The following is a 25,515-nucleotide window of genomic DNA, read 5'->3' on the forward strand; positions in this document are numbered from 1 at the left end:
CCGCGCCCTTCGATCCACATGCACGCCAGCGCTCAGGGAGTTACCCCATGTACCCTTTCAAGGAAGGCGATTTTGCGCCGCGCAACGGTTGGTATGTTGCCGCATTCTGTGAAGACATCGGCGAAGCGCTGCTCTCCCGCTGGATCCTTGGCCAGCCGGTGGTGCTCTATCGCAAGGCGGATGGCACCGCGGTGGCCGTGGGCGGGCGCTGCCCCCATCGGTACTATCCGCTCGGGGAATCGCTGCGGGTCGGCGATGCCATCCAGTGCGGCTATCACGGCATCACCTTCGGCGCGGACGGCCGCTGCACCCGCGTGCCGAGCCAGGACACGGTTCCCGGTGTCTACAAGATCCCGTCCTATCCCCTCGTCGAGCGCGGGCTCTGGGCGTTCATCTGGATGGGTGATCCTGAACTGGCCGACGAAGCTCTGATCCCCTCCGCGGCGGACATGGGTTTCGGCCTCGATGGCTATATCTACAAACCCTTCAGCACGTTGCATGTTGAAGGGCGATACCAGCTGCTCAATGATAATCTGCTCGATCTGACCCACCTCGGCTTCCTCCATGCCAGCAGCATCGGCAGCGAGGAGAACGCCAGTGCCCCCGAGGAACGGCAAGTCGGCGAGCGCAAGGTTGTCAGCCGCCGCTGGCTGCGCGGTGCGGCCTGCCCGCCGCTCATGGCGCAGAATACAGGCTACGCTGGCCCGATCGATCGGCTGGCCGGGATGACCTTCTTTGCTCCCGGCTTCCATGCCGGCCTCGATGATACCTACGTTGTGGCCGGTGATCCCGAGCGCGGCGGCGAATGCTTGCAGAGCGTGAAGGTCTTCCACGCGGTCACCCCGGCCACGCGCCATGAAACCAACTATTTCTTCGCGCTCGGCGGCACGAGCGAAGCGCAGGTTGAGGCCCTGAAAATCGCGCTGCCGCCCGTGCTCGATGAAGACGCTTTCGCGACCGTGGAAATCGAAAAGATTCTCACCCGCTGCGAGACGCTGCTCCCCGAACTCATGCTCAAGAGCGACGGGACGGCCGTCGAGGGCCGCCGGATTCTGCAGCGCATGATGGACGCCGAGCGGGCCTTGTCCTGAGCCAGGACGTCTTTAAACGGTGAAATGGAGGCCCGAGCCGGAATCGAACCGGCGTGCACGGATTTGCAGTCCGCTACGTAACCACTCCGCCATCGGGCCCCGATGCGCATCAGCGTGGAACGGCGCGGTTAGCCGAGCGTTGCCGTGCCCGCAACGGGATTCTTTGAGGCAAGCCGTCCTTCGCCTCAAGGATCGACGAAATCGCCCGCGCGCTTCTCCATACCGGCCTTCACAGCCTCGATCTGGTTGCGCGAATACATGAGCTCGTGCTGCGCCACGCTTTCCGCCATGAGGATCTCGTCCTCGTTCAGATAAGCGGTGCGACCGGTCAGCAGCTTGGCTCCGCGCACGGCGGTGGGGCTCTTGCTCGCGATCTCGCGCGCAAGAGCCATCGCGCGGCCCAGTGGATCGGGATCGGCATGGGTGGCAAAGCCGAAGGCGGCCGCCTCGGTGCCGTTGAACTCGCGGTGGGTATAGGTCAGTTCGCGCAGCACATCGTCGCGCACATTGCCGCGCCACAGCACATAGCCGGCCATGTCGGGCACAAGGCCCCACTTCACTTCCATCACCGCCAGACGCGCATCGGGGGCCACGATCCGGATATCCGCACCGCTCGCCACCTGCAGGCCCCCGCCGAAGCAGACGCCGTGGACCGCCGCGATCACCGGGACCGGCAGGCCCCGCCAGACCATGGCGGCATATTGCGCGCGGTTGGCGTTGCCATGGGTGCGGTCGGTCAGGTTTCCGCCACTCCCCCAGCGATCGGGGTTGCCCATGCTCGAAAGATCGAGCCCCGCGCAGAACGAGCGCCCCGCGCCCGAGAGGACCACGCTGCGCACGCCCTTGGCGCTGTGCAGATGGCTCCCGGCCGCAATGATCGCGTCGAACATGGCATCGTCGAGCGCATTCATCTTGTCCGCCCGGTCGAGCAGGACATGGGCGACGTGATCTTCGATGGTGACGCTGACGCGATCATGGAAATTCATGGCTTGGACGTGCTCCCGGTATTGTTTCAGGCGGCGCTGGCGTTGACGCCCATGCTGGAAAGGTAGCGGCGGATGTTGCGCGCGGCCTGGCGCAGGCGCTGCTCGTTCTCCACCATGGCGATGCGGACATAGCCCTCGCCGTCCTCGCCATAGCCCACGCCGGGCGCGACCGCGACTTCGGCGTGAGTGAGCAGCTGCTTGGAAAACTCGAGGCTGCCCATCTCGCGCAGCGCTGGCGGCAGCGGCGCCCATGCGAACATCGAGGCGCGCGGGGAAGGGATTTCCCACCCGGCGCGGCCGAAGGCTTCGACCATCACGTCGCGGCGCTTCTGGTAGAGCAGGCGGTTGGTTTCGACGATGTCCTGCGGTCCATTGAGCGCGGCGCAGGTCGCGGCCTGGATCGGCGTGAAGGCGCCGTAATCGAGATACGATTTCACGCGGGTCAGCGCGGCGATCAATTGCTTGTTGCCCACCGCGAAGCCCACGCGCCAACCGGCCATCGAGAACGTCTTCGACATCGAGGTGAACTCGACCGCGACATCCTTCGCACCCGGCACTTCAAGGATGGAGCGCGTCGGGTTGCCGTCGAAATAGAGCTCGGAATAGGCGAGGTCGGAGAGGACCCACACCTTGTTCTCCTTCGCCCACGCCACGAGGCGTTCGTAGAACGCAAGATCCACCGTCTCCGCCGTCGGGTTCGACGGGTAGTTGACGATTACCACCGAGGGGCGCGGCACGCTGTAGCGCATCGCCCGGTCAAGCGCTTCCCAGTAGCGTTCATCGGGCGTGGTCGGCACCGAGCGGATCGTTGCCCCCGCGATGATGAAGCCGAACGTGTGGATCGGGTAGCTTGGATTAGGCGCGAGCACGACATCGCCCGGCGCGGTGATCGCGGTGGCGAGGCTGGCGAGACCTTCCTTCGATCCCATGGTCATCACGACCTCGTTCTCGGGATCGAGCTCCACATTGAAGCGGCGGGCGTAGTAGTTGGCCTGCGCCTTGCGCACGCCGGGGATGCCCTTCGACGCGGAATAACCGTGCGCATCGGGCTTCATCGCCACTTCGCACAGCTTCTCGATGACATGCGGCGGCGGCGGGAGATCGGGGTTGCCCATGCCGAGATCGATGATGTCCTGCCCGCGGGCGCGAGCGGCGGCCCGCATCGCGTTCACTTCGGCGATGACGTAGGGCGGCAGGCGCTTCATGCGGTAGAATTCTTCGGTCACGACGGGTTTACTCACTCCTTTGGCGCAGCAAAAGCGCCGCGCCATCAGGCCCCTTACGACAATCGTCGGCCTGTGGAAACCGGAAGGGATCACAAGCGCCCCAATCGGCGCTATAAGGCTGCATCAGCGCAACAGGGATTGGGATCACACATGGCCGACGCCGCCACGCCGCCGGAAAACCCGCTCGATACGGCAGTGATCGAGGATCTCATGCGCCAGCAGGGTGAGGCGGTGCAGGCGCTGTTCGCGCCGTTCCTGCCCACGACTTCGACTCCCCTGCCCAATCTGGCGTCCGATCCGGCAGCGATGCAGCACTGGGCGATGTCGGCCGCGAAGCTGCAGAAGATGTGGCTCGATTTCGGCGCCGAGCAAGCGGGGCAGATCGAGCCGGCGATGGCGCGCATGGCGGACCCGGGGCGCTGGACCTCGCTGTTCACTGACTGGTACGCCGCGCTGCCGCTGTCGCAGGCCGAAACGCAGGCCAAGCTGTGGGAAGACGGGCTGGAGCTGTGGACCAATGTGCTGGGCCGCTATGGCATCGGGCCAGCCGCCGGCAAGGAAGAGCCGGCAGCGTTGCCGCGCAAGGACCGCCGCTTTGCCGATCCGCGCTGGGCGGATCAGCCGTGGTTCGCACTGCTTCACCAGACCTATCTGCTGCTCGCCGAAAAGCTCACCGCCATGGCTTCGGACGTGAAGGGACTGCCGCCCGAGCGGCAGCATCAGGTGCAGTTCTTCACCAAGCTGGTGATCGATGCGCTGAGCCCAGCCAACTTCCCGATGACCAATCCCATCGTGATCGAGCGCACGATGGAAACGCACGGCGAGAACCTGGTCAAGGGCGTCGAGCACATGCTGGCCGACGTGCGCAAGGGCCAGCTCACCCACACCGATCCGCAGGCTTTCGAACTTGGCCGCAACATCGCGGTCACGCCGGGCAAGGTGGTCTACGAGACGCCGCTCTTCCAGCTGATCCAGTACAGCCCCGCGACCGAAACCGTGCTTGCGGTGCCGCTGCTGATCTTCCCGCCGTGGATCAACCGCTTCTACATCCTCGATCTCAATCCCAAGAAGAGCTTCATCCGCTGGGCAGTGGAGCAGGGGCTGACGGTGTTCGTCGTCTCGTGGAAATCGGCCGATGCCGCGATGGCAGACGTGGTTTGGGACGACTACGTCATGGCGCAGGTCGAGGCGATCGACGTGGTGCGCGAACGGCTTGGCGTGCCGCAGGTCCACGCCATCGGTTATTGCGTCGCGGGCACCACGCTGGCGGCGACGCTGGCAATGCTCGCGCGGCGGGGTGAGGCGGACAAGGTCCGCTCCGCCACCTTCTTCACTGCGCAAGTCGATTTCGAGAAGGCGGGCGACCTCAAGTCGTTCATCGACGACAAGCAGATCAAGCTGCTGGAGAGCCTTTCGACCGATGGCTACCTCGACGGGCGCTACATGGCTGCCACGTTCAATCTGCTGCGCGGCACCGACCTCATCTGGAACTACGTCGTCAGCAATTACCTGCTGGGCGAGGACTATCCGGCGTTCGACCTGCTGCACTGGAACGGGGACACGACCAACCTGCCGGCCAAGTGGCACAAGGCCTATCTTGAGGACCTCTACCGCGACAACCGACTGGTCATGCCCGATTCGCTGGAGATTGACGGCACGCCGATCGACCTGAGGCTGATCGCCACGCCGTGCTACATCCAGGCTGGGCGCGAAGATCACATCGCGCCGCCGGAAAGCGTGTGGAAGCTGACCCGCCTGCTTTCAGGGCCGTGGCGCTTCCTGCTGGCGGGCTCGGGCCATATCGCCGGGGTGGTCAATCCGCCCGATGCGGGCAAGTACCAGTATTGGCGCAACGACGGCGCGCCGACGACGCTCGCGGAGTTTGTCGGCGGAGCGCGCGAGACCAAGGGCAGCTGGTGGCCCGACTGGATCGAATGGATCCGCGAGTCGGATGCGGCCACCGTACCCGCCAAGGGCAAGCGCGTGCCGGGTGGGCGCGGCGACCCGGTGATCGAGGACGCACCCGGCCGCTATGTGAAGACCCGCTGAGGATTGCCGGCGGCGGGCAAAGCTCCTGCCATTCTGGGCGCTTCCAGCAATGGTGCAGTGCACAATAGTACTTGACCTGACCCTGCCGACTCCCTATTTTGTGCACTGCAACACGGTCCGCTGCTGATCCAACATCTTGGATTTTGCCGATGGGGCGTGTGCGGCGCAGGAGCAGTCAGGTCATGGAAGACGACGTCAAGGACATCGCAAGCGCAGCAATTGCCGCGCCGAGTGCCGAGGCCGAAATCGCCCCGGCCCAGCCGCTCGTACAGCCGGAAGTGCTTGCAGCGGAGGCCGCCCCGGTGGTCGCTGCCAAGCAGGCTCCCAAGCCCAAGGGCAAGCCCGGTCGTCCCCGCAAGGTCGCCGTGTCTGCCCCCGCAAAGGTTGTCGAAGCGCCGGTGGCGCCGGCTGTGAAGCCGGTCCGGACGGTCAAGGCCAAGGCTGCAAAGCCCGAACCGAAGCCTGCCGCGAAAATCAGCACGAACCTCGTCAAGACCAACAAGAAAGAAGCCGTCTCCATGAAGAGCGCGGCTACCAAGCAGAAGGACTTTACCATCATGAACGCCATCCCCACCGAAATGACCGCGACCATCCAGACCGCGATGAAGGAAGCCGCCGACAAGGCAAAGGCCGCGCTCGAAAAGAGCCAGGCCGCGCTGGGCGACATGGGCACCTTCACCAAGGGCAACGTCGAAGCGGTCGTCGAATCCACCAAGATCCTCGCTTCGGGTCTGCAGGAAATGGGCAAGAGCTACGCCGCCGAGACCAAGACCGTGGTCGAGACGATGCAGGCCGAAATGAAGGAACTCGCCGCCGTGAAGTCGCCGGCCGAATTCTTCGAGAAGCAGAACGCGATGCTCCGCAAGCAGTTCGATGCCGCGATGGCCGCGACCTCGAAGAACAGCGAAGCGATGCTCAAGCTCGCCAGCGAGGCTTTCCAGCCGATCTCGAACCGCGTCAGCCTCGCGGTCGAGAAGATCAAGCACGCCGCCTGATCGGTGCGCTACGCCTGCGCTGCGGCGCAGGCGGGCTTTGACCACGAAGCGGGCCGGACGGGATTTCCCTCCGGCCCGTTTTCGTTTGCTGGCGGAAAATGTGGCCCAGATGCTGGACTTTAAGGCCAAGTGTTCACCCGCCTCTTGTACGCGGGGGCCTGCAATGCGATATTCCCCCTACGCTATGAGCATGACATCCCATCCCGGCGCCCCCGAAGGCTCTGCCGCATATGCGGTGTGCATGCCCTTGCGCGCGGCCGATGACGAACCCAAGGGCCCCGGTGGCTCCGACAACGGCGGCGGTGATGATCAGATCGGCATCGCCACCAAGACGCGCACGCGGCCCAAGAAGCCCAGCATGTTCAAGGTGCTGATGCTGAACGACGATTACACGCCGATGGAATTCGTCGTGATGTGCCTCAAGCGCTTCTTCAACATGGACCTCGAACAGGCGACGCGGGTCATGCTTCATGTTCACCAGAAGGGCGTCGGCGTCTGCGGGATCTTCCCTTACGAGATCGCTGAAACCAAGGTGAATCAGGTGATGGATTTCGCCCGGCAGAACCAGCACCCGCTGCAGTGCACGCTCGAGAAGGCGTGATTCGCGCCTGACTGACCGCCACGGTCGACAGGACGCTTGGCGCTCCCAGCATTTTCGCCTTCCGCCGGCCTCTGAACCCGGCTAACCGGAACCGTTCACCCGGTCCAGCGAGCTGCCCCGCCCTTGCCTTTGCTTACCGCCACTGACCGATACATCGCCCGGCTCGTCTTCGTGCCGATGTGCGCGGTTTTCGTGATCGCGGCGTCGCTGCTCGTGCTCGACAAAATGCTCAAGCTGTTCGACTTCGTGGCGACGGAAGGCGGGCCGGTCAGCGTCGTGTTCAAGATGCTGGCCAACCTGCTGCCCGAATACGCGAGCCTTGCGATTCCGCTCGGCCTGATGCTCGGCATCCTCTTGGCGTTCCGCCGCCTTGCCACCTCGTCGGAGCTCGACGTGATGCGTGCGGTCGGATTGTCGTACACGCGGCTGCTGCGGGTGCCCTATCTTTTCACCGTGGTACTCGCCGCGCTCAATCTGCTGATCGTGGGCTATCTCCAGCCGCTTTCGCGCTACTACTACGAACAGCTGCAATTCGATCTGCGCTCCGGCGCGCTTGGCGCCTCGATCAAGGTGGGCGAGTTCAACACGCTGCAGGACCGCACCGCGCTGCGCGTCGATTCCAGCCGCGACGAGGGACGCGACCTGCGCGGAATCTTCGCGCGGATTGCCACCAAGGATGGGCAGGTCCTCGTGATCTCCGCGCGCGAGGGCCAGTTCTTCGCCAACAAGGAAAACCCGGACACGGTGATCCTACGCCTGTCCGAAGGCCAGATCGTGCAGGACGGGCCGGGCATCACCTCTCCGCGCGTGCTCACGTTCGCGACGCATGATCTGCCGATCGACCTTCCCAAGATCGAACAATTCCGCAGCCGCGGTGAGCGCGACCGCGAGTATTTCCTGCCCGAACTGCTGCGCATCGGCTGGAGCAAGGATTCAAGCCAGGCCGCGCGCTACCAGAGCATCGCGAGCCTCAACTACCGGCTTGTCGAGGTGGCGATGATGTTCCTGCTGCCGCTGCTGGCAGTCTCGCTGGCGGTGCCGCCCAAGCGGTCGAGCTCGGCGCTGGGCGTGTTCGTCTCGATCGTGATGGTAGTCGCGTACCACAAGGTGAATGAATACGGGCAGGACGTGGCAAGCCTCGGCCGGATCGACCCGACGCTGGCGCTGTGGGGGCCGTTCGTGCTCTTCGCGGCGCTCATCGTCTCGATGTACTGGCGCCTTGCCTATGTGCCCGGCGGCCAGCCGATCGGTGGGCTTGAAACCGGCTTTGCCAAGATCTCAAGCTCGGTGGTAAAGCTGTTCGCCGCGCGCAAGCCTGATCGGGCTGTTGCATCGGGAGCTGTCGATGCATCTTGAGTTTTTCCCTTCGCGCACGATCACGCTCTACATCGGCCGCCTGTTCGCGGTGCGCATCATCGCCGTGCTGCTGATGCTCGTGCTGGTGCTGCAGATGCTCGACCTGCTGAGCGAGAGCGGCCGGATCCTGGCTGCGCCCGGCAACGGGCAAGGCGAACTGCTGACGTATGTTGGCTTGCGCGTCCCGCAGTTGATCAGCCGGTTCCTGCCTTATTCGGTGCTGCTCGCCACGATCATCACGCTGATGACGCTCAACCAGAACAGCGAGGTAATCGCGCTCAAGGCAGCCGGCCTGTCCGCCCATCAGGTGCTCGCGCCGCTGTTCCTCGTCGCGGCGCTGACATCCTTGGTTACCCTGGGCTTCAACGAGCGGGTGGTCGTGCGCTCTTCCGCCACGCTCAAGGCCTGGCAGGCGGTCGATTACGGCCCGATCCCGCGTGACAGTGCGGTCAAATCCAACGTGTGGCTGCAGGATGGGGTCAACCTGCTGTTCGCCCGCGCGGTCACTGGCATCGGCAAGCAGACCCGCATGACCGACGTGAGCTGGTATCGCCGCGATCCGGCCGGAATGGTGACCGAGATCGTGCGCTCGCCCGAAGCGACTTATGCCGGGCCCGGCTGGCATTTGAGCCGTCCCACCGGCTTTGACGTGCAGAGCGCGCGCCGCATCACTTATCCTTCGGGTCAAGTCTTCGCGAAAAGCGTCGACCCGGCGCAGGTGGTCATCCGCAAGGCCGATGCCGATGGCGAATCGATCGATCAGCTCTCGCAATCGATCGATGCGATCCGCAGTGCCGGCTATCGCACCAGCGAGCTCGAGGGCAAATGGTGGCACAAGCTTTCTGGCCCGCTTTCAGCCTTGCTGATGCCTCTGCTTGGCGCGGTGGCTGCGTTCGGGCTCGCGCGCTCGGGCATGCTGTTCGTGCGTGCGGTGATCGGCATGGCCTTGGGCTTCGCCTACTTCGTGGTCGATAACGCCGCGCTCGCGATGGGCAATTTCGGGGGCTATCCGCCGCTCCTTGCCGCCTGGGCGCCGTTCTTCCTGTTCCTGCTGATCGGCGAAACCGTGCTGATCAGGACAGAAGAGTAGCCGCCACCGCATCGCCCGCGCGCAGCGGCAAGCGCAGCGCCTGCACCCCTTGCGCATCGGCGGGCGGCAATCGCCCGGCGCGAATGTTGACCTGGATCGAAGGCAGCAGCAGGCGCGGCGGTGCCAGCGTTGCATCGCGCGCCTGCCGCAGCGCGACAAACGCAGCCTCGTCGATACCGTCATGCGCTTGCACGTTGGCCCGCCGCTGCTCGCCAACCGTGGTTTCCCATGCAAACCCGGTGCGCTCAGGCCCCTTGTAATCGTGGCAGAGGAACATCCGGGTCTCGTCCGGCAGCGCCAGCAGTCGGCGGATCGAAGCATAGAGCGCATGGGCATCACCGCCCGGAAAATCGCACCGCGCGGTGCCGTAGTCGGGCATGAACAGCGTATCGCCGACGAAGACCGCGTCATCGATGCGAAAGCTGATGCAGGCGGCGGTATGCCCCGGCGTGTGCATCACGGTGAAGGCCAGATTGCCGAGGGGGACCGTCTCGCCATCATGGAGCAGCCAGTCGAAATCGCGGCCTTCGGGCAGCAGATCATCCGCACCGAACATCGGCGCAAAGGTGGCCTGCACCTGCGTGATATGCGCGCCGATGCCGATCCATGCCCCGGTGCGTGCGGCAATCAGCTTCGCCCCGCTCAGGTGATCGGCGTGGGCGTGGGTTTCGAGCACCATCTCGATCCGCCAGCCCCGCGCCGAGGCAGCTGCCAGCACGGCCTCGACCGAAGCCGAGCCGATCCGCGCGGCGGCCTGATCGAAATCGAGCACCGGATCGATCACCGCCGCTGTGCCCGTGGCAGGATCGGCGACGAGATAGGTCACGGTGAAGGTCGGCTCGTCGAAAAAGGCGAGAATCGCAGGCGCAACGTCCATGGCAGGGTCCTTTCGAGACCTCTCTATATTAGTTCTTGCTAAATTAGCAAGTTCTTATATATAGGCTCCATGACGATCCACCCTCCCCTCGATACAGCGACGTTCGAAGCCAACGCCACGATGGTCGCGGGCATTCTGCGCGAACTCGCCAATCCGCACCGACTGATGGTGCTCTGCTCGCTGGCCGAAGCGGGTGAGATGAAGGTGGGCGATATTGCCGAGCGCGTCGGGCTCTCGCAGTCCGCGCTTTCGCAGCACCTCGCGCGTCTCCGCGAAGTGGGTCTCGTGGCCTTCACGCGCGAGGCGCAGGTGCTGCGCTACCGGATCGCCGATGCACGGGTCGAGGCGCTGCTCGCCACGCTCTACCAACTCTATTGCGCTGAGGACTGACACAATGACCTTGCCCCGGATCACCCCCACCGAAACCCGCCGGTTGATGGCCAGCGGTGCGCGCCTGATCGATATCCGCTCGCCGGACGAATTTGCCCGCGCGCGCATTCCCGGCTCCGAGAACCGCCCGATCGACGCGATCGGCCGCGTCGGAGATGCGCCGGCCGTGGTCTATCACTGCCGCAGCGGCATGCGCACCGCCGCCAACGCGGAGCTGCTCGCGGCGGCCAGCGATTGCCCGGCCTACCTGCTCGAAGGCGGACTCGACGCCTGGCGCACGGCCGGGCTGCCGGTGGCGGAAAACCGCAAGGCTCCGCTCGAGATCATGCGGCAGGTGCAGATCACCGCAGGCGCGCTGGTCGTGCTCGGCGTGGTGCTGGGCTGCCTGTTCAGCCCGATCTTCCTCGGCCTCTCCGCCTTTGTCGGCGCGGGCCTCATGTTTGCCGGCACGACAGGCTGGTGCGGTATGGCCAAGCTCCTCGCGGCGATGCCGTGGAACCGGCGCGCGGCGGCCTGATGCCATGCCACTGGCGATGATCCTTGCCGCATTGGGTTCGGGCGCAGCGATCGGCCTGATCCTCGCCGGGCTCGGTGCGGGTGGATCGATCCTGATGACGCCGCTGCTGGTCTATGCCGTGGGCGTTTCGTCCGCGCACGCCGCGGTGGGCACGAGTGCTGTCGCCGTTACGCTCAACGCACTGGTCGGGCTGGCCGGACATGCCCGCGCGGGCACGGTCAAATGGCGCTGCGCCGGAGTGTTTGCGGCAGCGGGCGTCATCGGGGCGGGCCTTGGCGCGGAGCTGGGCAAGGCGCTGGATGGCAAGCGGCTGCTCATGTTGTTCGGCCTGCTGATGATCGGTGTTGGCCTTGCCATGCTCCGCCCGCGCCGCAGCGAGGAACGCGCCGACGTGCGGCTCACCATGACGAGCGCAAGCCAGCTCCTGCCGCGCTTGCTCCCCATCGGGCTGGGTACGGGTCTGCTGGCGGGCTTCTTCGGGATCGGCGGCGGCTTCCTGATCGTGCCGGGGCTGATTGCAGCGACCGCGATGCCGATGCGCTTTGCCTCGGGCACTTCGCTGGTCATCGTCGCGGCGCTGGGCGCGACGACCGCCACGTCCTACGCGCTCTCAGGCTATGTCGACTGGCCGCTCGTGGGCGTTCTGGCCATTGGCGGTGCCGCCGGTGCTGCCCTCGGCATCAAGGGCACCGCGGCGCTCGCCAGCCATCGCGGCATGGTCGAAAAGGGCTTTGCCGCGCTGGTGATCGCAGTCGGCGCCTATGTCGCGCTGAGCTAGCGCGCCGCCATCGTGCTGCGCACCAGCCGGCCGAGCAGCGGGAACAGCCCGGAGTAGCTCGAACGGGTATAGGTCGACGCCAGACCCAGTTCGGCCGTCAGGCGGCGATGCGCCTCCCCCAAGGCGTGATAGGGCACGCTCGGCAGCAGGTGGTGCAGCGCGTGATAGCGCAGGCCGACCGGCGCCCACAGCGCGGTGGCCCAGCCCGGCGGCGGCACGTTGACCGAATCGAGGTACTGCCCCGTCACCGTCATCGTCTCGCCCTCGTTCTCCCAGAGGTGTGCGACCAGCGTGCGCGCCTGATTGAGCACGGCGCCGAGCGCGATCACCGCAATGCCGATCAGCAGCGGCCGCCAGCCATGCGTGGCCGACCAGCCGAGCAGGAACCATGCCCAGACCGAGGCGCCGAGTTCCTGCCAGAACACCATCCGCGCAAAGTCGCCCTCGGGCGGGCGGCGGCGGAAGGCCGGGTTGATCGCGAGCGCCGAGGCGCGCGCCCAGACCAGCCGGCGCAGCGGCGGAATGACCACACCCAACGGCACCAGCACCGCCGAACGAACCAGCAGCGCCACCGGCAGCAGAATGGCGGTGAGCAGGAACACCGGCAGCGACCACGGCTTCATCAGCGCGAGCGGCAGGTATTCCGGATCCTCTGCCGTGCCATAGCGGGTGCGGGCATGGTGCAGCGGGTGCACGCCTTCATACATGAACGAAGGCGTGAGCATCGGGATGCCGACGATGAGGTTCCACGCGAAGCGGAAGCCCGGCAGCGCATTGCGGTGGATGTGCGAAAGCTCGTGGATGAACAGCAGCGCGCGGTAGAACGCCAGCGCCGAAAGCACCCCGCAAGCGGCGGCGACCCACACGTTTCCGGCGAGGATCGCGCCCGCCAGCGCCGCATAACCCGTCAGCGCCGAGGCCAGCATATCGGGCCAGAACACCGCCGGCTTCGCTTCGCCCAGATCACGCGTCAGCTCGACCGCCGCGCGCAGCATCGCCTTGTCGTCCGGCGTGCGGGCGAGGATCGCGGCCTCTCGGGGCGCGGCACCGGCGGGCTGGGGCTCCAGCATCGGCGGCGTATCGAGAGACGGAGAGGCAAGCATGCGATGATTCCTGATTGACCCGATGCGTTCATCCGGGGCCCTGCCAGCGCTGCGTCCGGCTTGACAATCCGGCCCGGGCCAACGCAGGCAAGCCCTTCGTATTTTCCGATACCTACAAACAAAGGCAATATCGTGGCCGGTACCCCAGACACCAAAGGCGAAGTAAGCATCACCCCGGTTTCCGGCAAGGCCGACCGCACTGCCTTTGTGGACGTGGCCTACCGCATCAACGCCAGTGATCCCGCCTGGGTCCCGCCACTGCGCATGGAAGCGGTGGAACTCGTGACGCCGGGCAAGAACCCGTTCTTCGAACATGCCGATGTCCAGCTGTTCCTCGCCCGCCGCGGCGGAAGCGTCGTCGGGCGCATCTCGGCGCATATCGATCATCTCGCTGTTGCGATGGACCCGGTGCAGGGCATGGGTCCGGGCACCGGCAACTGGGGCCTGCTCGAGGCGGAAGATGAAGCGGTGGCCCGCGCGCTGATCACCCGCGCCGAGGACTGGCTGCGCGAGAAGGGCATGAACCGCGTGCTCGCCCCGATCTCGATGTCGATCTGGGAGGAGCCGGGCCAGCTCGTGCGCGGGTTCGAGCAATCGCCCACGGTGATGATGGGCCACCAGAGCAAGCGCTATCCGCCCTATATCGAGGCACTGGGCTACACCCCGGCCAAGTCGCTGCTCACCTACGAGCTCGATATCACGAAAGAATTCCCCCCGCTGATCCAGCGTATCGTCGCCTCGGGCGAGAAGAACCCGCGCATCCGCATCCGCGGGGTGGACAAGAGCAAGTTCGATGCCGAAGCCAAGCTGATCCTCGACATCCTCAACGATGCCTGGTCGGACAACTGGGGCTTCGTTCCCTTCACCGACACCGAGATCGCCTACGCCGGCAAGAAGTTCAAACCGATCGTGCGCGAGGACCTGATCATGGTCGCTGAGTACGACGGCGAGCCGGTGGCCTTCATGATGACGCTGCCCGATCTCAACGAAGTGCTCAAACCCATGGGCGGTTCGCTGTTTCCGTTCAACTGGGCCAAGCTGCTGCTGTGGCTGCGCAATCCGCGCGTGCGCACCATGCGCGTGCCCTTGATGGGCGTGCGCAAGAAGCTGCAGGCCTCGCGCCTCGCCAGCCAGCTCGCCTTCATGATGATCGAGTATATCCGCCGCAATTCGGTGACGCGCTATGGCTCCACGCGCGGGGAGATCGGCTGGATCCTCGATGACAATCAGGGAATGGTCGCCATCGCCGATGCGATCGACAGCAAGGTCAACAAGGAATACGTGATCTACGGCAAGGAATTGGCGGGATAAGACGGCGCACAGGCGCGCCAGAACAACTGGCAATCCTCTGTTCCGGCCTTGATCCCGCCACATGCGCGGTCCAGATTATAGCCCGCAATGGCCGACATGCCCGATCCCGAACTTGAAGCTGGCACTGCTGTGCACGGCCTGCCCGACGAATGGGCGGGTGATGCGCGCGCGCGGCTGCAATCGGCGATCGTGCTGCTCCTGATGGTCGGCCTGTTCCTTGCGCTGCCCTTCGTGCTATCGATCGGTGCGGTGGTGTTCCTGCCGCCGGTCACCGCGCTTGTCATCACCATCGTCCTGGCTCCTTTGGCCGATCGGCTGAGCCGGATCGGTCTGCCGGGGATGCTCGCTTCGCTTCTGGCAATCCTGACCATGGCCGGCGTGATCGTCGCCGCGCTCGGCCTGATCCTCCAGCCGGCCTTCGCGATGGTCGATCAGGTGCCGGACATGCTCGCCGTCGTCAGCCGGCGCTTTGCCGAACTGCGCGGCAACCTTGCCTGGATCAACGATTTCAACCGCCAGCTTGCCCGGCTGATGGGCCACAGCCCGCGCGAAGTCGTGCTCGCCAGCCCTTCGGTGATCGAACAGGTCGCCTTTGCCACCCCCAGCGTCGTGCTGGAAATCCTCGTCACGCTGCTGATGACCTTCTTCATGATCGAGACGCGCCTGCGCGTGCAACGCCGCCTCGCGCAGAGCAGCCACAGCGCCAATGCTTCGGTGCGCATCGCCCGGGTGATGCGCGATGTGCAGGACCGCGTGGCGGGCTATCTGCTCACGGTCGCGCTGATCAACCTCGGTGTCGGCGTGATCGTCGCGGGCGGAGCCTGGGCCTTCGGCCTCAGCGCGCCGATCATGTGGGGCGGCCTTGCCTTCGTGTTCAATTTCCTGCCCTACCTCGGCCCGCTCGCCATGATGGCGCTGCTGGCTCTCGTCGGGCTCGGCACGGCCAGCTCGGTCGCGGTCGGCGTGGTCCCTGTGCTGGCCTTCCTCGCCCTCCACGCGGTTGAGGCAAACTTCGTGACACCGGCGATCCTCGGCGCCCGCCTCACGGTCAGTCCGGTCTCGATCCTCGTCGCGATCAGCTATTTTTCGTGGATCTGGGGCGTGCCCGGCGCGCTGCTTTCGGTGCCGATCCTCATGATCATCGAGGCGCTGCTCGACAATCTGGGCCGCCCCAACGTGATCGGTTTTCTGCTGGGCGAGCCGCTGTTCCGGCCTGCTTCAGGGATCAGTCGCTAGCGACCTGCTCGTCATCGAGGCCGGGCATCGCATCGACCACGGTGGTAACCGCAACGTCGAGCGTCACGTTGCCCAGGGTCCGCATGAGATCGGGCAGCACTTCCACCGCCACCAGCAGCGCGAGCGGCCCCACCGGCACGCCCATGGCAAGCGCGATCGGTCCGCACGAGGTGACAAGGCTGATCGCGCCGGGCAGGCTCACCGCGCCGAAGCTCATCACCGAGGCAACTGCGAAGCCCGCCACCATGTGCCAGGTATCGACCGGAATGCCGAGCCAGTGCGCGAGGTAGATCGCAACGGCGAAGTTCATTGCGGGGCCGGTGCCGCGAAACAGCGCCACGGCCAGCGGCAGGGTAAACTCGGCAGCGCGGTCACGGACGCCGAGCTGGCGGCAGGCGCCCAGCATCGCAGGGAGCGAGGCGAGCGAGGACTGCGTCGATAGCGCCAGTGCCTGCGCCGGGATGACCGCGCGGGCGAAGGCCCCCAGCGACTGGCGTCCGAACAGCACCGCGATCGGATAGGCGCTGAGGAACATCACCGTGCCGGTCAGCGTCACGATCAGCACATAGTGCGCCAGCGCCCCGATCGCCGCCGCGCCGGTATGCGCCGCCACCGCAAAGCTCAGCGCGAAGACGCCGACCGGCGCGGTCCACAGGATCCAGCCGACCACGGCCAATGTCGCCCCGCCGACGCCCTCGAAGAACGTCAACAGGCTGTCGCGCTGGCGCAGGCCGAGCCGCGCGGCGGCCACGGCGAAGGCCGCAGTGAACAGCAGCAGCGGCAGGATCGCGTCGTTGGCGGCAGAGGCAAACACATTGGCCGGCACGAACGAGGCGACGAAATCACCCGCCCCCGGCAGCGGCCCGGCGTTCTGGGTCGTGGCGGCGGACATGCTGGATCGCAGCGCTGCAGCCGCGCCCGGCGGACTGGGGATCAGCACGAGGAGCGCCGGCACGACAAAAGCGGCCATCGCGGAGCCACCTGCGAGGATGAGGTAGAACCAGCCCAGTGCGCGCCGCGCCATGGCTCCGGCACGCGCCGCCGCCACGGTCTGCACCACGCCCATGAACAGCAGCGAGACGACGAGGGGAATGATCGTCGCCCTCAAAGCGCGCAACCACATGTCGCCCACCGGCTCCGCCACCGCCAGCAGCGGCGCAAGCGCACCGGGTGCCCGCATCGCCATGGCAAGGCCGAGACCAAGGCCGCCGATCAGCCCGACGAACGTCCACAGCGTGGGAACCTTGGTGATTTCGGGCAAGGGACTTGGCGAGCGGGGCGCTTCGCTGGCGGATGAAGGATCGTTAATCGCTTGGTTCATGGGTCGGTGACATTAAGCGTGTAGGGGCATATGGCAATCCGCGCTGCGATAGCGCTTCTGCTAAGGGACTTGTTTCAGGCAATGGCACGCAAATTTTTCGGCACCGACGGCATCCGGGGTCGGACCAACGCCGGTGTGATGACGGCAGCAACCGCGATGAAGGTGGGCCAGGCGGCCGGCACCTATTTCCTGCGCGGCGATCACCGCCACCGCGTGGTGATCGGCAAGGACACCCGCCTGTCGGGCTACATGCTGGAAAACGCGATGACCGCGGGCTTCACCAGTGTCGGCATGGATGTCGTGCTGCTCGGCCCGATGCCCACGCCCGCCGTCGCGCTGCTCACGCGCGAAATGCGCGCCGATGTCGGCGTGATGATCTCCGCCAGCCATAATCCGTTCGAGGATAACGGCATCAAGCTGTTCGGCCCCGATGGCTACAAGCTTTCTGACGAGGACGAGCTCGCGATCGAGGCGATGATCGAGCAGGATCTGCCGCTCGCCGATGCGAACGACGTGGGCCGCGCCCGCCGCATCGAGGATGCGCGCGGCCGCTATATCCACGCGGTCAAGGCTTCGCTCCCGCATAACGTGCGCCTCGATGGCCTGCGCATCGTGGTGGATTGCGCCAATGGCGCGGCCTATCATGTGGCGCCTTCGGCGCTGTGGGAACTCGGCGCTGAAGTCATCGCCATCGGGGTCGAACCCAACGGCAAGAACATCAACGCTGGCGTCGGCTCGACCCATCTCGATGCGCTGAAAGCGCGCGTGCGCGAAGTGCGCGCCGATATCGGCATTGCGCTCGATGGCGATGCGGACCGGCTGATCGTGGTCGACGAGAAAGGCCAGACGGTTGACGGCGACCAGATCATGGCGCTGATCGGCGGCCGGCTTCACGCGGCGGGCGCGCTGCGCGGCGGCGGCGTGGTGGCCACCGTCATGTCCAACCTTGGCCTCGAACGCTACCTCAATGGCCTCGGCCTCGAACTGGTGCGCGCCTCCGTGGGCGACCGTTACGTGCTCGAGAAGATGCGCGAAGGCGGCTACAACGTCGGCGGCGAGCAATCCGGCCACATGATCCTGACCGACCACGGCACCACTGGCGACGGCACGGTCGCCGCGCTGCAGGTTCTCGCCGCGCTGGTCGCCTCGGGCAAGCCTGCGAGCGAGACGCTGCACTTGTTCGATCCCGTGCCGCAGCTCCTCAAGAACGTGCGCTTTGCCGGCGGCAAGCCGCTCGAGGCCGCCAGCGTCAAGGCGGTGATTGCCGAGGCCGAGGCCCAGCTCGCCGGCAAGGGCCGCCTCGTCATCCGCCCCTCGGGCACCGAACCCGTGATCCGCGTGATGGCGGAAGGCGACGACGCGCGCGAAGTGGCGCAAGTCGTCGATGCGATCTGCGATGCGGTGCGCAAGGCCGCCTGAGGAGAGTCCCTATGCTGGAAATGCGCCCCGATTGCGAACGCTGCGGCACCGATCTCCCCGCCGATGCGCCGGGCGCGTTCATCTGCTCGTTCGAGTGCACCTTCTGCGCCGAATGCGCCGAAGTGCTTGATGACCGTTGCCCCAATTGCGGCGGCGAACTGATGGACCGCCCGAGCCGCGCCAAGCCGCTGCATGCCAAATATCCGCCTTCGACCGAGCGGAAGTTCAAGGGATGAACGCACCACGTGTGGCCCCCAGAATCTTGGCCATTGCCGGTTCGGATTCAGGCGGCGGCGCGGGCATTCAGGCCGATATCAAGACGATCACCATGCTCGGCGGCTATGCGATGACCGCCGTGACCACGCTGACCGCGCAGGACACGACCGGGGTTCACATGGTCGAGGCCGCGAGCCCCGCGATGGTCGCCGCGCAGATCGATGCCTGCACCGGCGATCTCGGCGTCGACGCGGTCAAGATCGGCATGCTCGGTTCGCCCGAGATCGCCGCCGTGGTGGCGCAGCGGCTTGAGCGGCTCGCCGTGCCCATCGTGTTCGATCCAGTGATGATCGCCACCAGTGGCGCGGCGCTCGCCGATGCCGCCACCATCGCGGCATTCGAACGGCTCATGGCGCTCGCCACGCTGACCACGCCCAACGTGCCGGAACTCGCCGCGCTGGGCGGCGCGGCAGCGCTGCGCGCGCGCGGCATCGCGTGGCTCGGCAAGGGCGGCGATGCGGAAGGGCCAGACGTGACTGACCGGCTTGCCGTGCCGGGTGAGGACGATGTCGTGTGGACCGCGCCGCGCATCCACACGCGCCACACCCATGGCACCGGCTGCACGCTATCGAGCGCCATTGCCACGCATCTCGCGCGCGGCCTCTCGCTGGCCGCAGCGGTCGCCGAGGCCCGCCGGTTCGTCCGCGCTGCCCTGCTCGCTGCGCCCGGCTTCGGTGCAGGCAGCGGCCCGCTCGGACACTACGCCGTCCTGCAAGCCTGAGACCAGTCCGCCGCGTCCAGCACCAGATAGACGCTGTCGCACCATTCCTCACCCACCAGCCAGGTCCGCGCCTGCCGGTCCGTCTCGCGAAAGCCCAGCCGCGCCAGCAGCCGCAGCGAGGCACCATTGCGCGGATCGACGTCGGCCTGAATGCGCGGCAGGCCATGCACCGCAATGGCCCGCGCAATCACGGCCGTCAGCGCCTCACGCATCAATCCGCGGCCCCAATGGTCTGGATCGAGAATGTAGCCGATATCGGGAAAGCGATAGAGCCCGGCCTTGCCGATCATGCGGCCTTGATACTCGATCGCGAAGTCCTCGCCCTCACCCGGCGGGATCGTCATCATGCCATCGAGGAAATCGGCGGTCTGGGCGAGGGTGTCGTGCGGCGGCGTTGACCAATAGGCCATGGCGCGCGGCTGGCGCATGATCGCATGCAACGCGTCGAGATCGCCGGAGCAAGCGGGCCGCAGGACCAGCCGCTCGGTGCGCAGTTCGGCCATGGGTCTTCAGTCCAGATCGAGTCCGTAGAATGCGGTGATGTGATCCCAGGCTTCCTCCGCCGTCTCCACGATGTGGAACAGGTCGATGTCCGCAGCGCTGATCACGCCCTCCTCGGCAAGCGCCGCAAAGTTCACCACCCGGTTCCAGAAATCCCCGCCGAACAGCAGGATCGGGATCGGCTGCATCTTGCCGGTCTGGACCAGCGTCAGCAGTTCGAACAGTTCGTCGAACGTGCCGAAGCCGCCCGGAAACGCCGCCACGGCCCGCGCGCGCAGCAGGAAGTGCATCTTGCGCAGCGCGAAGTAGTGGAACTGGAACGAGAGGTGCGGCGTCACATAAGCGTTGGGCGTGTGTTCGTGCCGCAGCGTGATGTTGAGCCCGATCGATTCCGCGCCGACATCCGCCGCCCCGCGATTGGCCGCTTCCATGATCGAAGGGCCACCGCCCGAGCAGATCACGAAGTGGCGCTTGCCATCCTCGACCACAGCGCTGCGACTGGCAATCTGCGCCAGCCTGCGAGCCTCCTCATAGTAGCGCGCCTTGGCGATCAGTCGCTCGGCGACCTTCTGCTGCTCCAGCGTCGCCGCCGCCGCGCGCACCGCGTCCGCTTCCTCGGGCGAAGGAATCCGCGCCGAACCGTACATCACGAGGGTGGAGCCGATCCCCGCCTCGTCGAGCAGCATTTCGGGCTTCAGCAGCTCAAGCTGGAAGCGGACCGGACGCAATTCCTCGCGCAGCAGGAAATCGGTGTCGCGGAAGGCGAGCCGATAGGCCGGGTCCTGCTGCTGCGGGGTGACATTATCGTGCGATTCGACAAAGCCGACTTCCTGCTCGGCCTTGTAGAATTTGCGGTGCGAAAGTTCGTGAGCTTCTTCATCGGTCATGACCGGGAGGTGTCGCAAGCGCGGCGCCAAATCGCAATGGGCGATGCTTCCGGTCTGGCAGATTGCTGATGTGAAATCGGTCTGGCCCGACAACGACAACCTGCAAGTCCGGCTTTTGCGCAGTGCACGCAACCGGACGCCGGGCGTCGAATATGGCGGAAAATGGATGCCCCGCGAGGATTCGAACCTCGATAAACGGAATCAGAATCCGTTGTCTTACCATTAGACGACGGGGCAATGAGGGCGGGCCTTTAGGCGGGGCGTGCGTTCAAGTCAAGGTGACGCACGCCCTTCCCGCGCCGTACTTGCCCGAAAGCCGCAGGAACGCTAGAGTGCGTGTCAAGTACCTGCCGGGCATTCCCTTGGCGGGAGAACATAAGCGATTGGTAGACATGGCGGAATTCGATCCGCCGGCGCAACAGCGCAAGACGCGGCCAGGCAAGCGGCGGGGGCGCAAATCAGCGTCCCGCGGCAAGCCAAGGGGAGCGCGTCCCGCGGCGGCAGCGTCGGCCAGCAACCCTGCCGGTCCAGTCTCTGGGCCCGAACCGCGGCCCGCTAGCAGCCCCGCAGCAAACCTCGCCATGAGTGCGCCGGCCCCAGTGGTCTCAACTCCGCCCCCGGCCCAGCCCCCCGCCCAGCGGCTGGCCCAGCCCTCGGCCCCGCCGCCACCCATGGAGGCGCCGCGCGCACCTTGGCAGAAGACCCCGCCGTTCCATCGCCAGGCCTATGCCGCGATCGATCTCGGCACCAACAATTGCCGCCTGCTCATCGCGCGGCCTTCAGGTGATCACTTCATGGTGATCGATGCGTTCAGCCGCGTGGTGCGACTGGGCGAAGGGCTCGCGCAATCAGGCCGGCTTTCGGATGCGGCCATGGACCGTGCGCTTGGCGCGCTCCACATCTGTGCCGACAAGCTGCGCAAGCGCGGCGTGCACCTTGCGCGCTCGGTCGCCACCGAAGCCTGTCGCCGCGCCACCAACGGCGAGGAATTCATCGAACGCGTCCACCGCGAAACCGGCATCTGCCTCAACATCATCACCGCCGAGGAGGAAGCGCGGCTCGCCGTGCTCGGTTGCCACATCCTGCTCGAGCCCGGCTGCGGACCCGCCATGATCTTCGATATCGGCGGCGGGTCGACCGAGATGGTCCTGGTCGATACCAGCGATACGGTGCCCCGCATCCTCGATTGGCAATCGGTGCCGTGGGGCGTCGTCTCGCTTACCGAAAGCATCGGCCCGATCGAACTGACCGCCGAAGCCCGCGCCGCCGCCTATCACGAGATGCGCACCCGCATCACCGATGGCTTCGCCCGGTTCTCCGAACGCGTTGCCCCGGCGCGCGAATCGGCGGCGGCGGATGGCGGCCTGCGCCTGCTCGGCACGAGCGGCACCGTCACCACGCTCGCCAGCCTGCACCTCGGCCTGCCGCAATATGATCGCAGCGCGGTGGACGGCTTGATCGTGCCCACCACCTCGATGCGCGAGATCAGCCAGCGCCTTGCGCATATCTCCCCCGCCGAGCGCATCGCCGTGCCCTGCATCGGGCGCGAACGAGCGGACCTCGTCGTCGCGGGCTGCGCGATCCTCGAATCGATCTTCGACATCTGGCCAGCCGAACGGCTCGGCATCGCCGATCGCGGCATCCGCGAAGGCATTCTGCGCAGCCTGATGGCGGCGGGCGGGCTGGGCGACAGGCGCGCGGAAACAGCGCAAGGCAAGAGCGTTAACGGAGGCACTGCCGCATGAGCCGAAGCGGCCGCGACCCCGGCACGCGGGTCAAGAGCGCCAAGGGCCGCACGGCCTCGTCCAATCGCTGGCTATCCCGCCAACTCAACGATCCCTACGTCAAGCAGGCCAAGGCGGAGGGTTGGCGCAGCCGCGCCGCGTTCAAGCTGATCGAGCTCGATACGCGCTTCGGCCTGCTGAAGGGCGCGCGCCGCGTGGTCGATCTCGGCATTGCGCCCGGGGGCTGGGCGCAAGTCGTGCGCAAGCAGGCATCGCAAGCTGAAGTCGTCGGCATCGATCTCCTGCCCGTGGAGCCGATCGAGGGCGTGACCATCTTCCAGATGGACTTCATGGCCGATGAGGCCCCCGCTGCGCTGACCAGTGCGCTGGGTGGTCCGCCCGATCTCGTCATCTGCGACATGGCCGCCAACACCGTTGGCCACAAGGCGACCGACCATCTGCGCACCATGGGCCTCGTCGAGACCGCGGTCGATTTTGCGGTCCAGACGCTGGCGCCCGGCGGAGCCTTCGTCGCCAAAGTCTTTGCCGGCGGGACCGACGCCGAACTGCTCACCATCCTCAAGCGCAACTTCAAGTCGGTCAAGCACGCCAAGCCGCCCGCCAGCCGCAAGGATTCGTCCGAGTGGTACGTGATCGCGCAAGGCTTCAAGGGGCGCGAGGAAGCCTGAACTTTCCACAGGCTGGGTTTTGCGCGAATCGGTCTCCCGGTCCTAACGGAGCCGATCTTATCTGACCGGAGACCCTACCCCATGGCCGATTCCGCCGACGACCGCCTGCGCCTCCTGATCGAGCGTATCGAACGCCTCGAGGAAGAAAAGAAGGGCATCGGCGACGATATCAAGGACGTCTACTCCGAGGCGAAATCGACCGGCTACGATCCCAAGATCATGCGCCAGATCGTGCGTCTGCGTAAGCTGAAGCCCGATGATCGCCGCGAAATGGAAGCGATTCTCGATACCTACAAGAACGCGCTCGGTATCGAATAGGATCACTGGACGCGGGGTGACAAGGCGCTAGGCTGCGGTGAAACGTCCAGTCGGAGTTTGCCTGATGCGCCTTTCCTGCCCCGCCCTCCTTGCCGGTTTTGCCGCACTGGTCGCCATTGCGGCGCCCGCTGCGGCAGCCGATGCGCCCGCAAAGCGGCAGCCCAAGGTGGTCTATCTGCACGCCGGGCGGCTGCTCGATCAGCCCGGCAAGCCCCCGCGCGGGGCTTCCACCGTGGTGATCACCGATGGCGTGGTCACCAGCGTCAGCGATGGCACGCTGCCCACGCCCACCGGCGCCACGACCGTCGAACTCGGCGATGCCTTCGTGCTGCCGGGGCTTACCGACATGCACGTCCACTTGTTCAGCGACGGCGATCCGATGCGCGAGCGGCTGGAGCAGTCCACGCGCGACCGCGAGGATTCGGCCTATCTCGCCGCGCAGCATGCCCTGCAGACGCTGGAAGCCGGCTTCACAACGGTGCGTGATCTGGGCGGTCCGCCGCGCGGTATCCGCGCGCTGCGCGATGCGATCAATGCCGGCGAAGTGCCTGGCCCAACCATCGTCAACGCTGGCACGATGATCTCGGTCTCGGGCGGACATGGCGACGGCGGCGGGCTCAATGAGGAGAGCTACGGCGCCTTCACGCCGCATGATTACAACAATCTCTGCAACGGCGCGGACGATTGCCGCCGCGCGGTGCGCGAGCAGATCCGGCTCGGCGCGCAAGTCATCAAGTTCGCCGCAACCGGCGGCGTGCTCTCGAATGTGGCGGGCGGTCTCGGCCAGCAAATGACCGACGAGGAAATGAAGGCCGTCATCGAAACGGCGCACGGCTTTGGCCGGAAGGTGGCCGCGCACAGCCATGCCGCAGCCGGGACGATGGCCGCAGTCAACGCCGGCGTCGATACGATCGATCACGGCACCTTCCTCGATGAGCCGACGATCAAGACCATGCTCGCACACGGCACCTGGCTCGTGCCGACCATGCTGGCCCCGGTTGCGGCACTGGCGCAGGCGCGTGCCGGTCTGCTGCCGCCCGCGACGATCCCCAAGGCCGAAAACGCCGCCGCCGCGGAACGCAAATCGCACGAACTGGCGATCCGGATGGGCGTGAAGATCGCGTTCGGGACAGACACTGGCGTCTCGCGCCATGGGGACAACGCGCAGGAATTCGCTCTGATGGTCAAGGCGGGCATGACGCCGATGGCCGCCATCGCGGCTGCCACGGTGAACGCTGCCGAAGCGCTGGGCCGCAGCGATAGTGTGGGCCGGATCGCGCCGGGCATGCCGGCCGATATCATCGCAGTCCACGGCGATCCGCTCAGCGATGTCACCCGCCTCGAACACGTCGATTTCGTGATGAAGCGCGGCGCGGTGATAAAGCAGGTGCCCTGACCGATGGCGGAAGGGCTGACGATCCGCGATGCAGGCCCAGAAGACGCCGAGGCCTGCGCCGCGATCTACCGCCCCTACGTCACCGACAGCTGGGTGAGCTTCGAGCTGGAACCACCCGACGCGGAGGACATGGCCCGCCGCATCGCGGACTACGGCGCCAGCCACGCCTGGCTTGTCGCGACACGCGGGGGCGAGGTCGCCGGCTATGCCTATGGCAGCCCGCACCGGACCCGCGCGGCCTATGCCTCATCCTGCGATGTGGCGATCTATGTCAGCCCGGCCTTCCCACGCGCCGGCATCGGCCGCGCGCTTTATGGTGAGCTGCTTGCGCGGCTCAAGGCCAAGGGCTTCCACGCCGCCTTTGCCGGGATCGCTCAACCCAACCCCGCCAGCGTTGCGCTGCACGAGGCCTGCGGCTTCACCCCCGTCGGCGTGTACCGCGAAGTCGGCTGGAAAATGGGCGCGTGGCGCGATGTGGGCTGGTGGCAGCGGGTACTCTAGGCCGTAAACTCACAAACCGCGCCATCGAGGTTTAGGGCAGAATGGCTCAGTGCAAGGAGGGAAGGCGCAGGGATATGTCGATATCTCAAGCCTTTCCGACGCAGCAATGGGCCATTCTGGCTAAACCCCTTCGGGGCGACCAAATGGCTTCCATCT

General features: G+C 66.1%; 26 protein-coding genes and 2 tRNA genes. 19 read left to right on the forward strand and 9 right to left on the reverse strand.

Going from position 1 to position 25,515, the window contains the following annotated elements:
- Positions 1-47: 47 nt before the first annotated feature.
- On the forward strand, positions 48-1,091 hold the full coding sequence (locus Q0071_RS05145; protein WP_298166010.1) for an aromatic ring-hydroxylating dioxygenase subunit alpha: 1,044 nt from the start codon (positions 48-50) through the stop codon (positions 1,089-1,091).
- A gap of 25 nt (positions 1,092-1,116) precedes the next feature.
- On the opposite strand, the gene Q0071_RS05150 is transcribed toward Q0071_RS05145, so the two are convergent.
- From Q0071_RS05150 to Q0071_RS05160, 3 genes are all read right to left on the reverse strand, one after another.
- Positions 1,117-1,190 (reverse strand) — tRNA-Cys (locus Q0071_RS05150).
- Between the two features lie 86 nt (positions 1,191-1,276).
- Positions 1,277-2,077 carry a crotonase/enoyl-CoA hydratase family protein gene (locus Q0071_RS05155; RefSeq protein WP_298166012.1) on the reverse strand — a complete coding sequence of 267 codons (801 nt, stop codon included), beginning with the start codon at positions 2,075-2,077 and terminating at the stop codon, positions 1,277-1,279.
- A 26-nt stretch (positions 2,078-2,103) separates the two neighbouring features.
- Positions 2,104-3,303, reverse strand: coding sequence for an LL-diaminopimelate aminotransferase (locus Q0071_RS05160; RefSeq protein WP_298166014.1), 1,200 nt, complete (start codon positions 3,301-3,303; stop codon positions 2,104-2,106).
- Between the two features lie 150 nt (positions 3,304-3,453).
- On the opposite strand from Q0071_RS05160, the gene phaC reads away from it, so the two are divergent.
- The 5 genes from phaC (at position 3,454) to lptG (ending at position 9,394) form a co-directional block, all read left to right on the forward strand.
- Positions 3,454-5,352 carry a class I poly(R)-hydroxyalkanoic acid synthase gene (gene phaC, locus Q0071_RS05165; RefSeq protein ID WP_298166016.1) on the forward strand — a complete coding sequence of 633 codons (1,899 nt, stop codon included), beginning with the start codon at positions 3,454-3,456 and terminating at the stop codon, positions 5,350-5,352.
- Positions 5,353-5,534: 182 nt separating this feature from the next.
- The gene (locus Q0071_RS05170; protein WP_298166018.1) at positions 5,535-6,347 is read left to right on the forward strand and encodes a phasin family protein; all 813 of its coding nucleotides are present in this window, start codon (positions 5,535-5,537) and stop codon (positions 6,345-6,347) included.
- 241 nt (positions 6,348-6,588) lie between these two features.
- On the forward strand, positions 6,589-6,948 hold the full coding sequence (gene clpS / locus Q0071_RS05175; RefSeq protein WP_298166075.1) for an ATP-dependent Clp protease adapter ClpS: 360 nt from the start codon (positions 6,589-6,591) through the stop codon (positions 6,946-6,948).
- 123 nt (positions 6,949-7,071) lie between these two features.
- Positions 7,072-8,304, forward strand: a complete 1,233-nt coding sequence (gene lptF, locus Q0071_RS05180) for an LPS export ABC transporter permease LptF (RefSeq protein WP_298166019.1) — start codon at positions 7,072-7,074, stop codon at positions 8,302-8,304.
- Positions 8,294-9,394 (forward strand): LPS export ABC transporter permease LptG, encoded by a 1,101-nt coding sequence (lptG, locus tag Q0071_RS05185; RefSeq protein ID WP_298166021.1) that lies wholly within the window; start codon positions 8,294-8,296, stop codon positions 9,392-9,394. Before lptF ends, lptG begins: the two co-directional genes overlap by 11 nt.
- Here the strand turns inward: lptG and Q0071_RS05190 are convergent.
- Positions 9,378-10,271, reverse strand: a complete 894-nt coding sequence (locus Q0071_RS05190; protein WP_298166023.1) for an MBL fold metallo-hydrolase — start codon at positions 10,269-10,271, stop codon at positions 9,378-9,380. The two genes, lptG and Q0071_RS05190, sit on opposite strands and share 17 nt — an antisense overlap.
- Positions 10,272-10,340: 69 nt before the next feature.
- Between Q0071_RS05190 and Q0071_RS05195 the strand changes: the two genes are divergently transcribed.
- The 3 genes from Q0071_RS05195 to Q0071_RS05205 are packed head-to-tail and all read left to right on the forward strand — an operon-like array spanning position 10,341 to position 11,956.
- Positions 10,341-10,661, forward strand: a complete 321-nt coding sequence (locus tag Q0071_RS05195) for a metalloregulator ArsR/SmtB family transcription factor (protein WP_298166025.1) — start codon at positions 10,341-10,343, stop codon at positions 10,659-10,661.
- A 4-nt stretch (positions 10,662-10,665) separates the two neighbouring features.
- Positions 10,666-11,178: a rhodanese family protein gene (locus Q0071_RS05200; protein ID WP_298166027.1), complete on the forward strand. Its 513-nt coding sequence runs from the start codon at positions 10,666-10,668 to the stop codon at positions 11,176-11,178.
- A 4-nt stretch (positions 11,179-11,182) separates the two neighbouring features.
- Positions 11,183-11,956, forward strand: a complete 774-nt coding sequence (locus Q0071_RS05205; RefSeq protein ID WP_298166029.1) for a sulfite exporter TauE/SafE family protein — start codon at positions 11,183-11,185, stop codon at positions 11,954-11,956.
- Here Q0071_RS05205 and Q0071_RS05210 read toward each other — a convergent pair.
- Positions 11,953-13,026: a fatty acid desaturase gene (locus Q0071_RS05210; RefSeq protein WP_298166077.1), complete on the reverse strand. Its 1,074-nt coding sequence runs from the start codon at positions 13,024-13,026 to the stop codon at positions 11,953-11,955. The two genes, Q0071_RS05205 and Q0071_RS05210, sit on opposite strands and share 4 nt — an antisense overlap.
- Positions 13,027-13,191: 165 nt before the next feature.
- Here Q0071_RS05210 and Q0071_RS05215 point away from each other — a divergent pair, with 165 nt between their 5' ends.
- On the forward strand, positions 13,192-14,370 hold the full coding sequence (locus Q0071_RS05215; protein ID WP_298166031.1) for an N-acetyltransferase: 1,179 nt from the start codon (positions 13,192-13,194) through the stop codon (positions 14,368-14,370).
- A 96-nt stretch (positions 14,371-14,466) separates the two neighbouring features.
- On the forward strand, positions 14,467-15,606 hold the full coding sequence (locus Q0071_RS05220; protein WP_298166033.1) for an AI-2E family transporter: 1,140 nt from the start codon (positions 14,467-14,469) through the stop codon (positions 15,604-15,606).
- Here the strand turns inward: Q0071_RS05220 and Q0071_RS05225 are convergent.
- Complete coding sequence (locus tag Q0071_RS05225; protein WP_298166035.1) at positions 15,596-16,927, reverse strand: cation:dicarboxylase symporter family transporter; 1,332 nt, start codon at positions 16,925-16,927, stop codon at positions 15,596-15,598. The two genes, Q0071_RS05220 and Q0071_RS05225, sit on opposite strands and share 11 nt — an antisense overlap.
- 81 nt (positions 16,928-17,008) lie before the next feature.
- On the opposite strand from Q0071_RS05225, the gene glmM reads away from it, so the two are divergent.
- Genes glmM through thiD form a run of 3 tightly spaced genes read left to right on the forward strand, consistent with a single transcriptional unit; the run spans position 17,009 to position 19,343 of the window.
- Positions 17,009-18,346, forward strand: a complete 1,338-nt coding sequence (gene glmM, locus Q0071_RS05230; protein ID WP_298166037.1) for a phosphoglucosamine mutase — start codon at positions 17,009-17,011, stop codon at positions 18,344-18,346.
- A gap of 11 nt (positions 18,347-18,357) precedes the next feature.
- Positions 18,358-18,582: a DUF1272 domain-containing protein gene (locus Q0071_RS05235; RefSeq protein WP_298166039.1), complete on the forward strand. Its 225-nt coding sequence runs from the start codon at positions 18,358-18,360 to the stop codon at positions 18,580-18,582.
- On the forward strand, positions 18,579-19,343 hold the full coding sequence (thiD, locus tag Q0071_RS05240) for a bifunctional hydroxymethylpyrimidine kinase/phosphomethylpyrimidine kinase (protein ID WP_298166041.1): 765 nt from the start codon (positions 18,579-18,581) through the stop codon (positions 19,341-19,343). Before Q0071_RS05235 ends, thiD begins: the two co-directional genes overlap by 4 nt.
- Here thiD and Q0071_RS05245 read toward each other — a convergent pair.
- From Q0071_RS05245 to Q0071_RS05255, 3 genes are all read right to left on the reverse strand, one after another.
- On the reverse strand, positions 19,322-19,846 hold the full coding sequence (locus Q0071_RS05245) for a GNAT family N-acetyltransferase (RefSeq protein ID WP_298166044.1): 525 nt from the start codon (positions 19,844-19,846) through the stop codon (positions 19,322-19,324). The two genes, thiD and Q0071_RS05245, sit on opposite strands and share 22 nt — an antisense overlap.
- A gap of 6 nt (positions 19,847-19,852) precedes the next feature.
- Positions 19,853-20,731 carry a TIGR00730 family Rossman fold protein gene (locus tag Q0071_RS05250; RefSeq protein ID WP_298166046.1) on the reverse strand — a complete coding sequence of 293 codons (879 nt, stop codon included), beginning with the start codon at positions 20,729-20,731 and terminating at the stop codon, positions 19,853-19,855.
- Positions 20,732-20,894: 163 nt separating this feature from the next.
- A tRNA-Gln gene (locus Q0071_RS05255) sits at positions 20,895-20,968 on the reverse strand.
- 434 nt (positions 20,969-21,402) lie between these two features.
- Here Q0071_RS05255 and Q0071_RS05260 point away from each other — a divergent pair.
- From Q0071_RS05260 to Q0071_RS05280, 5 genes are all read left to right on the forward strand, one after another.
- Complete coding sequence (locus Q0071_RS05260; RefSeq protein ID WP_366886085.1) at positions 21,403-22,476, forward strand: Ppx/GppA phosphatase family protein; 1,074 nt, start codon at positions 21,403-21,405, stop codon at positions 22,474-22,476.
- A complete protein-coding gene (locus Q0071_RS05265; RefSeq protein ID WP_298166050.1) occupies positions 22,473-23,144 on the forward strand; it encodes an RlmE family RNA methyltransferase in 672 nt (223 codons plus the stop codon). Before Q0071_RS05260 ends, Q0071_RS05265 begins: the two co-directional genes overlap by 4 nt.
- Before the next feature lie 81 nt (positions 23,145-23,225).
- Positions 23,226-23,462 carry a DUF2312 domain-containing protein gene (locus Q0071_RS05270; RefSeq protein ID WP_298166052.1) on the forward strand — a complete coding sequence of 79 codons (237 nt, stop codon included), beginning with the start codon at positions 23,226-23,228 and terminating at the stop codon, positions 23,460-23,462.
- Between the two features lie 64 nt (positions 23,463-23,526).
- Positions 23,527-24,858 (forward strand): amidohydrolase family protein, encoded by a 1,332-nt coding sequence (locus Q0071_RS05275; RefSeq protein WP_298166054.1) that lies wholly within the window; start codon positions 23,527-23,529, stop codon positions 24,856-24,858.
- A gap of 3 nt (positions 24,859-24,861) precedes the next feature.
- Positions 24,862-25,359: an arsinothricin resistance N-acetyltransferase ArsN1 family B gene (locus tag Q0071_RS05280; RefSeq protein ID WP_298166056.1), complete on the forward strand. Its 498-nt coding sequence runs from the start codon at positions 24,862-24,864 to the stop codon at positions 25,357-25,359.
- The last annotated feature ends 156 nt before the right edge of the window (positions 25,360-25,515 follow it).

It is taken from the genome of Novosphingobium sp., assembly GCF_027486195.1.
Taxonomy (GTDB): domain Bacteria; phylum Pseudomonadota; class Alphaproteobacteria; order Sphingomonadales; family Sphingomonadaceae; genus Novosphingobium.

Excerpts from the sequence above, each read along its gene's own strand:
- Q0071_RS05195 (WP_298166025.1), top strand. The coding sequence starts at position 10,341 with ATGACGATCCACCCTCCCCTCGATACAGCGACGTTCGAAGCCAACGCC.
- Q0071_RS05275 (WP_298166054.1), top strand. The coding sequence starts at position 23,527 with ATGCGCCTTTCCTGCCCCGCCCTCCTTGCCGGTTTTGCCGCACTGGTC.
- Q0071_RS05200 (WP_298166027.1), top strand. The coding sequence starts at position 10,666 with ATGACCTTGCCCCGGATCACCCCCACCGAAACCCGCCGGTTGATGGCC.
- Q0071_RS05205 (WP_298166029.1), top strand. The coding sequence starts at position 11,183 with ATGCCACTGGCGATGATCCTTGCCGCATTGGGTTCGGGCGCAGCGATC.
- clpS (WP_298166075.1), top strand. The coding sequence starts at position 6,589 with ATGCCCTTGCGCGCGGCCGATGACGAACCCAAGGGCCCCGGTGGCTCC.
- Q0071_RS05225 (WP_298166035.1), bottom strand. The coding sequence starts at position 16,927 with ATGAACCAAGCGATTAACGATCCTTCATCCGCCAGCGAAGCGCCCCGC.
- Q0071_RS05265 (WP_298166050.1), top strand. The coding sequence starts at position 22,473 with ATGAGCCGAAGCGGCCGCGACCCCGGCACGCGGGTCAAGAGCGCCAAG.
- Q0071_RS05170 (WP_298166018.1), top strand. The coding sequence starts at position 5,535 with ATGGAAGACGACGTCAAGGACATCGCAAGCGCAGCAATTGCCGCGCCG.
- Q0071_RS05190 (WP_298166023.1), bottom strand. The coding sequence starts at position 10,271 with ATGGACGTTGCGCCTGCGATTCTCGCCTTTTTCGACGAGCCGACCTTC.
- thiD (WP_298166041.1), top strand. The coding sequence starts at position 18,579 with ATGAACGCACCACGTGTGGCCCCCAGAATCTTGGCCATTGCCGGTTCG.
- Q0071_RS05155 (WP_298166012.1), bottom strand. The coding sequence starts at position 2,077 with ATGAATTTCCATGATCGCGTCAGCGTCACCATCGAAGATCACGTCGCC.
- Q0071_RS05260 (WP_366886085.1), top strand. The coding sequence starts at position 21,403 with ATGGAGGCGCCGCGCGCACCTTGGCAGAAGACCCCGCCGTTCCATCGC.
- lptG (WP_298166021.1), top strand. The coding sequence starts at position 8,294 with ATGCATCTTGAGTTTTTCCCTTCGCGCACGATCACGCTCTACATCGGC.
- Q0071_RS05220 (WP_298166033.1), top strand. The coding sequence starts at position 14,467 with ATGCCCGATCCCGAACTTGAAGCTGGCACTGCTGTGCACGGCCTGCCC.
- Q0071_RS05145 (WP_298166010.1), top strand. The coding sequence starts at position 48 with ATGTACCCTTTCAAGGAAGGCGATTTTGCGCCGCGCAACGGTTGGTAT.
- Q0071_RS05280 (WP_298166056.1), top strand. The coding sequence starts at position 24,862 with ATGGCGGAAGGGCTGACGATCCGCGATGCAGGCCCAGAAGACGCCGAG.
- Q0071_RS05270 (WP_298166052.1), top strand. The coding sequence starts at position 23,226 with ATGGCCGATTCCGCCGACGACCGCCTGCGCCTCCTGATCGAGCGTATC.
- Q0071_RS05250 (WP_298166046.1), bottom strand. The coding sequence starts at position 20,731 with ATGACCGATGAAGAAGCTCACGAACTTTCGCACCGCAAATTCTACAAG.
- Q0071_RS05210 (WP_298166077.1), bottom strand. The coding sequence starts at position 13,026 with ATGCTGGAGCCCCAGCCCGCCGGTGCCGCGCCCCGAGAGGCCGCGATC.
- glmM (WP_298166037.1), top strand. The coding sequence starts at position 17,009 with ATGGCACGCAAATTTTTCGGCACCGACGGCATCCGGGGTCGGACCAAC.
- Q0071_RS05235 (WP_298166039.1), top strand. The coding sequence starts at position 18,358 with ATGCTGGAAATGCGCCCCGATTGCGAACGCTGCGGCACCGATCTCCCC.
- phaC (WP_298166016.1), top strand. The coding sequence starts at position 3,454 with ATGGCCGACGCCGCCACGCCGCCGGAAAACCCGCTCGATACGGCAGTG.
- Q0071_RS05245 (WP_298166044.1), bottom strand. The coding sequence starts at position 19,846 with ATGGCCGAACTGCGCACCGAGCGGCTGGTCCTGCGGCCCGCTTGCTCC.